The following is a 9,179-nucleotide window of genomic DNA, read 5'->3' as shown; positions in this document are numbered from 1 at the left end:
TACGGCACATCCAACTTCGACCCGCCCTTATCGACGGATGCCTGGCCGGCACCGGCCTGCGACTCACCCCACCGACTCCACCCTGAAAGCCTCAGTAGCTGGTTGACGAGGCGTCCGGTGCCAGCCGGACGTATCGCTCCCCTGCCCTGAGTGAATTGAGGCAAGTTGAACACCACCGTTGGCCTTGGACTCCAGGCGGACCCGCAGGGCCGCCCCGACGCCGCGCGGGCCGGGCGCCCGACCCGCGTCGGACCGCCGGATCCGAGTACCGGCCACCGCGACTGCACCGGCGGTGCGGCATGAGCGGCGGCGAGGTCTTCTCCACCGGCACCGGCCCCGACGCCTGGTCGGACTGGGACGCCCCGCCCTGGCAGGCCCCACGCGCCTACAGCCTGCCGCTCGAGTTCGAGGCCTTCTACCTCGTCCAGAGCGAGACCTACCTGGACTACGCCGAGATCGGCCTCAACGACAGCGGCGCCGCCTGGGAGCTGATCCACGAGGTCTTCCTCTACATCCTGGTGACCTGGGACGACATGCTCGTCGAGCGCGACTTCATGGAAGCCGCCTGGGACGTGTTGCGCGCCGCCGTCGCCTACGAGAAGCGCCGCATGGCCAAGCCCTCGGGCTCCCCCTCCTTCTTCTGGAAGATGACCTTCGGCCACGCCATGGTCCGCAGCCGTGTCCAGCTCTCCCGCGAGCCCGACGACCTGCGCCAGGCCATAGCTCAGCTCCCGCCCCGCCAGTTTGACGTGATCGTGCTCAAGCACTTCATGGAGCGCAGCCGCGAGGAGATCGCCTGGCTGCTGGGCATCAGGCCGGTGACCGTCGACCACCACCACCGCCGCGCCCGCCAGCAGCTGAGCCGCACCCTCGGCCGCCCCCTGCTGGAAGACGCCGCGACCGCCCGCACCCGGCCCCAGCGGCCCCGCCCCACGAAGGAGACCAGGTGATCGACAAGGGAACCGACGCCCCACTCGACCTCGACACCATGCTCGCCGCCGCCGGCGCGGCCGCCCGTGCCCGGCGCGCCCCGCGCCGACCGGGCTGGCAGGCCGAAGGCCTGCGGCGTCTGGCCAGCGACTACACAGACTTCGGCGCCGGCACCTACGACCAGCCCGGCTGGTGGGAGGCGAAGGCCGCCGCCTGGCCCAAGCTCAACTCCCTCTCGCGCTGGGTCATCAACCGCGCGGACGCCCCCCGCCAGATCTCCTTCCTCGCCAAGACGGGCGAGGGCGGCGACGGCGCCCTCGTCTTCGGATGCCTGCTGCTGCTCACCGGGCATCCGCGCAGCGCGAACTTCTGGTGGAGGTACGCCGCCGGCGCCGACAACCGCACAGCCGCTTACTCCCTGTACCTGTACAGCCTCCACCACGGCGACCTCAGCGAGGCCCAGGAGTGGTTCGAACGGGCCACCGTGCCCACCCGGGAGAACGACAGCGCCGACACCATTCGCCCGAGTCTGCCGCCGGTCGACAACTACTTCCGGCTGCTCTCCCTGTTTACCAAGAACGCGGACGCCTACGGCACGACCGCCGCGCAGCCGGACGTCGACCTTCTCGCAGCCATCGAGCGCCTGATCCACCGGGACGCGGGAGCAGAGGCGGACGGCATCGCCGGCCTGCCCGACCAGCGCCTGGCCGACACACTGTCCGCGTTCACCAGCCACAGGTGAGCAGACGTGAGGGCCCCGCCCAGGCAGTCGGACTCGCCCGCCGGACGCACAGGAATCGGGCGGACGAGTAACCGGCACCCCACGAAGAGACCCCCAGGTTCGCCGAGGGCCCTTCGGCCTTCACCGAGCCGCCCTGCGGGGCCCGGCCCCCTCCCGTCGTCCCTCCGGTGGAATCCGCACCTGCGGGACGACGGGATCCCGGGACCCTGACACCCCCGTCGGCAGGACGCCGGGAAGAAGGCCGGGAGGCGATCCGGTTCCGCTGTCCCGGGACTGCGGAACACCGGGAATGGCTTCTGACCTGCCGGTTCAGCATCCGCAAGTATCGAGTTCGACACATGGTCAGATCGTGTGCTCAACTGCGCCCATGACTTCTCCACGGCTGACGAAGCCGACTCTCGGAGTGCTCGACGCCCTGATCTCCGCGGCGGACGGCGACCCCGCCTGGGGACTTCGGATCTGCGGCGAGGCCGACCTCGGGCCCGGCACCGTCTACCCGATCCTCGAACGCCTCACCGACCTGGGCTGGGTCGAGTCCTGGCCGGAAGCCACCTCGCACCCGGGCTGTCCGGCCCGGCTGTTCTACATGCTCACTCCCAGCGGGCGCCTGCTTGCCTCCCAGGCCCTGGACGCCCACGCGGGCCGCCTGCGCCGCCCCCCGCGGCTCGCAGGGGGAACACTGTGACACCCCCCACCGAATGGCCGCTCCGGCAGCTGACTGCCGCACAGCTACGGACCCTCCGCGCGATCTTCGCCGACCAGGCGTTCGACTCGCTCCGCACCGCGGACCGCGCGATCAAGTCTGCGGATCCCGACCTGTACGCCGACCTCATCACCCGCGTACGCCCCGGATCCCGAGACCTCGCGCGCATGGCTTGCAGGGAGCAGCCCGCCCTCCAGGAGACGGTCCGTCCCATGCTGGACGACGCGGACGGCTGCTTCCAGATGCTGTTCGTGATCAACGATGCGACCTACGGCCCGATCGGTCCCAAACCCGAGATCTACCAGCAAGTAGAAGACCTCCTCCCGGAGATCCTCGATCTTCTGGCCTTCCACGGCGGCTCGAACCCGCGCACGCCCGCCAACACCGGTCGTGCCCACCAGTTCGCCCGGGTCGCCGGCCGGGTCGCCGGACGACGCCGCACCCACCTGACCGAGGCCTGGATAGCGGACCTGTCCGGGGCCCCGGACTTCCTGTTAGTCCCCTCGGGCCGACACCAGGCTGCCATGGTCTCCGGCTACCTGGTCGCCGCCGTGCGGCTGCGCCTGCACGACACGTTGGGACCGGCGTGGAGGCCGGTGGACTGGGTGATCGCCAGCAGGTCCCGGTCCGCGACCGCGGTCACGGCCGTCATCGGGTCTCTGGCCCTCTACATCGACGTCACCGGCGGCCTTCACGAACTGCTGACCACCGGGGTCCAGACCTGCGCCCTCGCCGGGCCTTCCCTCTGGGGGCTGACCCAGTGGCTGCGCGGCGTGCGCGGCGTAGAACTCGCCTCACAAGCCCGGGCCCGAGTCCGCGAGGACACCGGCACCGAAGAGTGACCACTCCGGCCCGGGGCCGGCTCTCAGGCCGCCCCGGGCCGCTGCGGGCAGTCGTCGGCCGGTGCCCACCGGCAGCTGGGCTCCTGGCCTGCGCAGTACGGGCAGATGTCGCTGGTGCTGGTGAGCGGCCGGCCGAAGGTCCATCGGAGGCAGGAGTTCGTCGCGAACAGGCCTGTGTGCCGCGGGGGGTGGTGGAGGGCGGGAAGCTGGTCCCAGCGCTGTGGGGCCGAGGTGGTGGCCGGGTGGAGCTCCAGCCACAGGTGCAGCGGCTCCGCCTGGCGGGCGCCCTCGGCGATGCCGGGCGTCTTGAACCTGGTGGCGACGGTCTTCAGCCAAGCGTCCGGGCGGGCCCGGCGGGTGGCGCGCTGCTGTTCCCAGCGGTCCATCAGCTCGGCGAGGGCGAGCGTCTCGGGGTAGACGGCGGCGGGGGCGGCGCGGCGGCGGTGGCGGGCCTGGCCGAGGGCGTCCTCACGGGTACGCCAGGTGTCGTGACCGACCTGGCGGGCGGTCCACCACCACAGGGCGACCTGGTGGGCGTCGGCGACCAGGGCGTCGCCGGCGGGGCCGTGTCCATCCACGAGGACCCGGTGGCGCAGGCGGGCGCGGGCGAGTTCGGGCAAAGGGGTGGTGTCGAGGAGGTGGCCCCGGTCGTCGCCGGTGGTCCAGCGGCGGGCGCAGGGGCAGGGTCCCCAGCGGCGGCCGTCGGGGACCAGCCATGCACCGGGTTCCTGGCACAGCTGGCAGGCGGGCAGCGGGGCCCCGCCCGGTTCGTCCGGCCAGGCGGTCAGGCGCACGGCGGCGGTCGGCCCGTCCAGCAGGTGCGGGGGCCGGGTGGTGGGCAGGGCGCGGTTCAGCTCCTCGGCGGTGCGGCCGGTGAGAGAGGTGAGCTTCTCCAGCGCCGCCGGGGTGAGACGGGCCTCGTGCAGGCCGGGGACCGCCCCGGCTTCGGGCCGACCCGAGCGGTCGGCGTGCAGGGCCTTGAGGAGCCGGAAGGTGTCGAGGCCGTTGGCCGCGGCGGTGCGGTGGAGGAAGGAGAAGGTGGTCTCGCCGACAGGATCGGTGAGCAGCGGCACGGTGACGGGCAGGTCGGCGGCGGTCAGCGCCGCGGTCCTGCGGGAGCGGGCCGGCGGGGTGGTGCGCTGGGTCATGGGGAAGACCGTGGCACATCCGCCACCGGCGCGTACAACGCGTCCTCCGCCGGGCTCCTCGGGGCCGGCGATCGCCTGGTACGAGGCGGAGTCCGGGGAAGGCCCGCCTGCGGTGGGGCGCGGGACGGGACGACGCGGGGAAGGGGTCCGGGCGCGGCCACGCATTGGAACCGTGATTCCGGGATCCCGGAATCACCGGACGGCGGAGCCGCGCACCAGGACACCCGAGATCATGTGTCGTATTCGACATATGGTCAGGGTTTGTGCTGCACTGACGTCATGACAACTCCACGGCTCACCAAGCCGACCATCGGCGTACTGGAGGTGCTGCTCGCCGCCGACGACGCCGACCCCGCCTGGGGGCTGCGGATCTGCGGCGAGGCCGACCTCGGCTCCGGCACCGTCTACCCGATCCTCGAACGCCTCACCGACCTCGGCTGGATCGAGGCCTGGCCCGAGACCACCCCCCACCCCGGCCGACCCGCCCGCCGCTTCTACAAACTCACCTCCACCGGCAGGCACCGGGCCTCCGAAGCCCTGCGTGAACGCGCCTCACGACGACGCACGACCTTCGGCCTCAAGGGCCTCGCTGGCGGTGCCGCGTGACACCCGAAGAGCACGAGCTCCGCAAGGCCTACACGGAGCAGATCAAGACTCTGGTCGCCCTCCACAGGACGGTCGGCTACCGAAAAGTCCTCCTCACCTGGGCGAGTATCCAACCGCAGCGACGTACGATCAGGCGGGCGCCCGGACACGGCACCACACTCCGCAGGTCCCGCACTCGGCCCTCCAGCCTTCAGATCAATCGTCTGGTCAGTGAGCTCGAGTCAGCCCAGACCGAGCTGCGGCTGGCGATCCTGGACCTTCCTTCCGATGTCCGCGACCAGGTCCTCGAGGTCGTCCTCCGCGAACTCAACGAGGGGACTTACGACGACGACTTCGACAGCGCGTCTGCCTCCAGGGGCCGCCACCTGACCGGGTTCGCCGCCTGGGTCGCCGGCTCCCGGCGCGCACACCTGCGGACGTCGTGGCTCGCGGACCTGGCCGGGGCCCCGGAGGACGGGCTCGCCCTCAACGGCCGGCAGCGCATGGCCCTCGCCCTCGGATTCGTGGTCGCCGCCCTGCGACTGCGACTTCACGACCTCAGCCGCCCCCTGTGGGCACCGGTCGACTGGATCCTCTCCGCCCCCTCCCGGGTCCGGACGGCCATCACCACGCTGGTCGGCACGCAGGCCGTGTACATCGACGCCACCGGCGGCCTCCACGAGCTGCTGACCGACGGCGTTCAGGCCTGCGGCGTGACCGGGGCCGGGCTCTACTGCCTCAGCCGATGGCTGCTGCGAGTGCGCGCAGTCGAGCTCGCCTCCCGAACGCGGGAGACGCAGCCGGACGAGTAGCCGGCACTCCACGAAGGGCCCCGCGGTTCACCGAGGGGCCCTTCCACTTTCACAAGGCCGCCCCGCGAAAAACCGGCCCCTCCTGTCTACAGAGTCCCGGGACTGCGCGGTCCCGCAGTCCTGAGCTAGCAGAAGCGATGTCGGGCCACTCAACCGGACACCTCTTCCCCCTGAACACTGCTCGTGTACGTGATGCCGAAGATGTGGCCACTGTCGTCACCGACCGCCGAGGCGAGGGCGCCTCAGGGAGGAAGTCAGCTCGCGGTCCCGGCTGGCCGACGTTTGCGAATGGTGGCCCGACCCCAGCCAGCGAGGGCATGGATGCGCCGTTCGCTGGCCTCGACGTCCAGGGCGGCGGTGACCAGCGGGTCCAAGGCCGCATCGATCAATGGACGACGGGAGAGATCCATGGCGAAGTCCGCCGAGGAGAGGGCTGCAAGGGGGCCGCCCGGAACGCGAGGGCTAAGGCGCGCTCCGAGCGCTCGAAAGCCCAGTCATTCTCACTTGCAGTCCCGGGATTCCGCAGTCCCGCAAAGAATCATGGAAGTCCCCTTGCGCCTCCTGTAGGGCTGACCCTACATTAGGAGATGTAGGGGAAACCCTACGGCAGCGAGAGAGGGAATCCCCCGATGGCGAAGATGCCGCGCAAGGTCCGCAAGACCACCGACAAGGCCATCCAGATCCTGACCGCCGCCATCACGCTGGCCGTCCTCCTGTGGGCCCCGGTCGACAGCGACAACCGCGTCATGCTCGCCGCCGTCACCGCCAGCTCGGCACTGATCGCCTACCTCGGCCTGCGGGCCGGGACCGACGCCTTGTGGACCCGATTCAACCGCCGCCCGACCGGACGGCGCACCCGCGCCTGACCCCGCCCCGCACCACAGCACCCGAAAGGACCGAATCATGACTGACACCACCAACCCCTGGGGCAGCGAGAAACCGTGGCTCACCGCCGACGCCGTGGTGATCCGCAGCAGCAGCGTGCTGCTGATCCAGCGCGCAGATGACCCGTACAAGGGGAGCTGGGCCCTGCCGGGCGGCTACGTGGACGAGGGCGAGACCTCCCAGGCAGCAGCAGCCCGCGAGCTGGAGGAGGAAACCAGCATCGTGGCGATGCCGGAGGAACTGACGCAGATCGGCGCGTACGACGCCCCCGACCGTGACCCGCGCGAGCGGGTGGTCTCGATCGCCTACCTCCTGGAAGTGGCCTCCGGACAGGACGCCGTGGCAGGCGATGACGCCGCCGCCGTTGCCTGGCACCCGCTGGACGCCCTGCCCCCGCTCGCCTTCGACCACGCCGCGATCGTGGCCGACGCCCTGCGCCTGACCGGCGACCGCCGCTAGTACCCGACCGTCCCCGCTACCTCCCGGCCACGCCGTCCTGCCCGGCTGCGACCACCGAGAAGGAGAGTTTCATGGCAACCCAGCGCTACCACTCCCAGATCAACCTCGAAGTGCCGGGGCGCGACGGCCTGGCCGTCATCTACGCCGACACGACCGACCAGCCCGGCCTGACCGCCGAGCAGGTCGCGGGCAAGGCCGCTCGCGCCGCCCTGGCCGAGGTGCCCAACGGCAAGGTCGTCGGCTACCACGTCGGCACCGACGGGATCGTCCAGTGAGCTGGCTCGACGGCCCGAGCCAGGCGCTCGCCATCGGCGGCAACAGCCCGAAGAAGGCCGCGAACCAGCCCCGAGGCGAGTCCCGCCGCCCGACCGCACAGCGCGCCCGCGCCTGACCCTGCCCCGGGGCTGCCGTCACAGGCCGCAACCAGCCGGCCGCCCCGGGCCCGACTCCCCAACTGATCCGACAGGAGAGGAACCCCAGACCATGACGACCAGCACCGCCGCCCGCTTCGCCGCCTCCTACGCCCTGCTGCGCGTCGCCGCCGACGTCGCGGATCACTGGGTCCAGAACGACCACCAGGCCTCTACCAAGGGCCAGCACGACCACGTCGAAGGCCAGTCCACTGCCGCCGGGCGCCGGGCCTGCTTGGCGCACGTCACCTCCTACGTCGCCGCCCAGGCCGCCGCGCTGGCTGTCGGCTCGAAGCTGCTGGGCCTGAAGCTCAGCCCCGCCCGGGTCGTCGGCGCCCTCGTCATCTCGGCCGTCACCCACTACGCCGCCGACCGGCGCGAACCCCTGCGCAAGCTCGCCGACGCCACCGGCAAGGGCACCTTCGTGCGCCTCGCCGACCACGGCATGAACGGCGCCTACGCCCTCGACCAGGCCTGGCACCACGGCTGGGAGACCCTCGCCGCAGCCATCGCCGCCGGCGGCGCCCGCTGACCATCCCTCACCCCGGCCCAGGGCCCACCGGCCCCGGGCTCACCCCAGAAAGGCACAGCACACCATGACCCGCACCGACCGCCCTCGTGCCGAGGAGACGTTCACCCCCTCCCGGCCCGGCCTCGTGCCCAGTTCGGTCAGCGGCCCCACCGCCTACTGGCCCGACGGCCTGACCACCTACACCCTGCGCTTCCGCGGCGGCCACAACACCTGGGTGATCGCCGACGAGGCCGACACCATCCTCGCCGCCGTCAACGACCTCCACAGCGGCACCGAGGTCGGCAAGGGCGTGCTCCAGCACCGGCTGCGCGACGTCAGGCGCCTGATGACCCGCCTGACAGCGATCGAGGAAGAGCTGGTGCTCTACGCCCGCGAGGCCGGACCGGACCGCGAGGCCCGCCTGTCCTGGCGCGAGATCGGCGAGGAACTCGGCAGCCACTTCACCACCGTCCGCGAGCGCCACAAGCGCGTCGCCTCCGGCCAGGGCTCCCACTACCGCACCTGGCTGGTCCAGCACACCCCTCGCGAGCAGATGTACCCGACCGCCGACGGACAGCCGGCCGTCCCGCCAGCCACCGCCGCGCCCAAGGCCGAACCGGCCACCGAGGCCCACAAGACCGCGGTGTACGACTGGCCGGAGCGGGACAACACGGTCATCTCCCGCTGCACCTGCGGCTGGAAGGGGCTGCCAACCGCGAACGCCATCTCCGCCGATCGCGAGGGCAAGGAACACGAGGCCGGCGCCGACTCCTGAAGCAGCCGATCCGTACGGCAGGCCGGCTCCAAAAACGCAGGACGCGGGGGAGGAGTCGGCCTGCCGTACGGATCCGCCGGAACACCAGCATCTGACACCGGACCAGGACCGGCTGGCCGGCGTTCCCATACCTGATCAGTCCCGGGACTGCGCAATCCCGGCTCGGTCCGGAATGCGACCACCACCCAATCCACCGACGAGTCGGACGTCCCAATCGATCGCCACCAGGACGGAGTAACCAATCGATCTAGACGCTGACGCGAAGCGCCAGCACTCCATCCAATACAACCCTCCCCCCAAACCCCAGAGTTGACGTGATATCAGAACGCTGGGGAGGGTCGGCGCGAAGCGACGACCCCAGCGGTGCGGTGCGCGGC

Annotated in this window: 12 protein-coding genes; 11 read left to right on the top strand and 1 reads right to left on the bottom strand. The window is 71.5% G+C overall.

Going from position 1 to position 9,179, the window contains the following annotated elements; all coding sequences use genetic code 11:
• The first annotated feature begins 299 nt into the window (after positions 1-299).
• The 4 genes from IF01_RS0140405 (at position 300) to IF01_RS44835 (ending at position 3,217) form a co-directional block, all read left to right on the top strand.
• Positions 300-950, top strand: a complete 651-nt coding sequence (locus IF01_RS0140405) for a sigma-70 family RNA polymerase sigma factor (protein WP_030398624.1) — start codon at positions 300-302, stop codon at positions 948-950.
• Positions 947-1,672, top strand: a complete 726-nt coding sequence (locus IF01_RS44840; RefSeq protein WP_051757204.1) for a hypothetical protein — start codon at positions 947-949, stop codon at positions 1,670-1,672. The genes IF01_RS0140405 and IF01_RS44840 overlap by 4 nt, the downstream gene beginning before the upstream one ends.
• Positions 1,673-2,039: 367 nt before the next feature.
• Complete coding sequence (locus IF01_RS0140395) at positions 2,040-2,357, top strand: PadR family transcriptional regulator (protein WP_051757203.1); 318 nt, start codon at positions 2,040-2,042, stop codon at positions 2,355-2,357.
• Between the two features lie 230 nt (positions 2,358-2,587).
• Positions 2,588-3,217, top strand: a complete 630-nt coding sequence (locus tag IF01_RS44835; protein ID WP_157855500.1) for a hypothetical protein — start codon at positions 2,588-2,590, stop codon at positions 3,215-3,217.
• A gap of 23 nt (positions 3,218-3,240) precedes the next feature.
• On the opposite strand, the gene IF01_RS0140385 is transcribed toward IF01_RS44835, so the two are convergent.
• The gene (locus IF01_RS0140385; RefSeq protein WP_030398620.1) at positions 3,241-4,365 is read right to left on the bottom strand and encodes a hypothetical protein; all 1,125 of its coding nucleotides are present in this window, start codon (positions 4,363-4,365) and stop codon (positions 3,241-3,243) included.
• 279 nt (positions 4,366-4,644) lie between these two features.
• On the opposite strand from IF01_RS0140385, the gene IF01_RS0140380 reads away from it, so the two are divergent.
• The 7 genes from IF01_RS0140380 (at position 4,645) to IF01_RS0140340 (ending at position 8,802) form a co-directional block, all read left to right on the top strand.
• Positions 4,645-4,971 (top strand): PadR family transcriptional regulator, encoded by a 327-nt coding sequence (locus tag IF01_RS0140380; RefSeq protein WP_037783065.1) that lies wholly within the window; start codon positions 4,645-4,647, stop codon positions 4,969-4,971.
• Entirely contained in the window at positions 4,968-5,762 is a 795-nt protein-coding gene (locus IF01_RS44830) for a hypothetical protein (RefSeq protein ID WP_051757198.1), read from the top strand. Before IF01_RS0140380 ends, IF01_RS44830 begins: the two co-directional genes overlap by 4 nt.
• A gap of 629 nt (positions 5,763-6,391) precedes the next feature.
• Positions 6,392-6,628: a hypothetical protein gene (locus tag IF01_RS0140370; protein WP_030398617.1), complete on the top strand. Its 237-nt coding sequence runs from the start codon at positions 6,392-6,394 to the stop codon at positions 6,626-6,628.
• A gap of 37 nt (positions 6,629-6,665) precedes the next feature.
• Positions 6,666-7,106: an NUDIX domain-containing protein gene (locus IF01_RS0140365; RefSeq protein ID WP_037783063.1), complete on the top strand. Its 441-nt coding sequence runs from the start codon at positions 6,666-6,668 to the stop codon at positions 7,104-7,106.
• Positions 7,107-7,177: 71 nt separating this feature from the next.
• Entirely contained in the window at positions 7,178-7,381 is a 204-nt protein-coding gene (locus IF01_RS0140360; RefSeq protein ID WP_030398615.1) for a hypothetical protein, read from the top strand.
• A gap of 208 nt (positions 7,382-7,589) precedes the next feature.
• Positions 7,590-8,048 carry a hypothetical protein gene (locus IF01_RS0140350; protein WP_030398614.1) on the top strand — a complete coding sequence of 153 codons (459 nt, stop codon included), beginning with the start codon at positions 7,590-7,592 and terminating at the stop codon, positions 8,046-8,048.
• Positions 8,049-8,112: 64 nt separating this feature from the next.
• On the top strand, positions 8,113-8,802 hold the full coding sequence (locus IF01_RS0140340) for an Lrp/AsnC family transcriptional regulator (protein ID WP_051757196.1): 690 nt from the start codon (positions 8,113-8,115) through the stop codon (positions 8,800-8,802).
• Positions 8,803-9,179: the final 377 nt, after the last annotated feature.

The sequence above is a fragment of the Kitasatospora purpeofusca genome (assembly GCF_000718025.1).
Lineage (GTDB): Bacteria > Actinomycetota > Actinomycetes > Streptomycetales > Streptomycetaceae > Kitasatospora > Kitasatospora purpeofusca.
Note: the sequence above shows the minus strand (reverse complement) of the source record. Positions and strands in the feature narration are given on the sequence as shown.

Excerpts from the sequence above, each read along its gene's own strand:
- IF01_RS0140405 (WP_030398624.1), top strand. The coding sequence starts at position 300 with ATGAGCGGCGGCGAGGTCTTCTCCACCGGCACCGGCCCCGACGCCTGG.
- IF01_RS0140395 (WP_051757203.1), top strand. The coding sequence starts at position 2,040 with ATGACTTCTCCACGGCTGACGAAGCCGACTCTCGGAGTGCTCGACGCC.
- IF01_RS44835 (WP_157855500.1), top strand. The coding sequence starts at position 2,588 with ATGCTGGACGACGCGGACGGCTGCTTCCAGATGCTGTTCGTGATCAAC.
- IF01_RS0140385 (WP_030398620.1), bottom strand. The coding sequence starts at position 4,365 with ATGACCCAGCGCACCACCCCGCCGGCCCGCTCCCGCAGGACCGCGGCG.
- IF01_RS0140380 (WP_037783065.1), top strand. The coding sequence starts at position 4,645 with ATGACAACTCCACGGCTCACCAAGCCGACCATCGGCGTACTGGAGGTG.
- IF01_RS0140370 (WP_030398617.1), top strand. The coding sequence starts at position 6,392 with ATGGCGAAGATGCCGCGCAAGGTCCGCAAGACCACCGACAAGGCCATC.
- IF01_RS0140365 (WP_037783063.1), top strand. The coding sequence starts at position 6,666 with ATGACTGACACCACCAACCCCTGGGGCAGCGAGAAACCGTGGCTCACC.
- IF01_RS0140360 (WP_030398615.1), top strand. The coding sequence starts at position 7,178 with ATGGCAACCCAGCGCTACCACTCCCAGATCAACCTCGAAGTGCCGGGG.
- IF01_RS0140350 (WP_030398614.1), top strand. The coding sequence starts at position 7,590 with ATGACGACCAGCACCGCCGCCCGCTTCGCCGCCTCCTACGCCCTGCTG.
- IF01_RS0140340 (WP_051757196.1), top strand. The coding sequence starts at position 8,113 with ATGACCCGCACCGACCGCCCTCGTGCCGAGGAGACGTTCACCCCCTCC.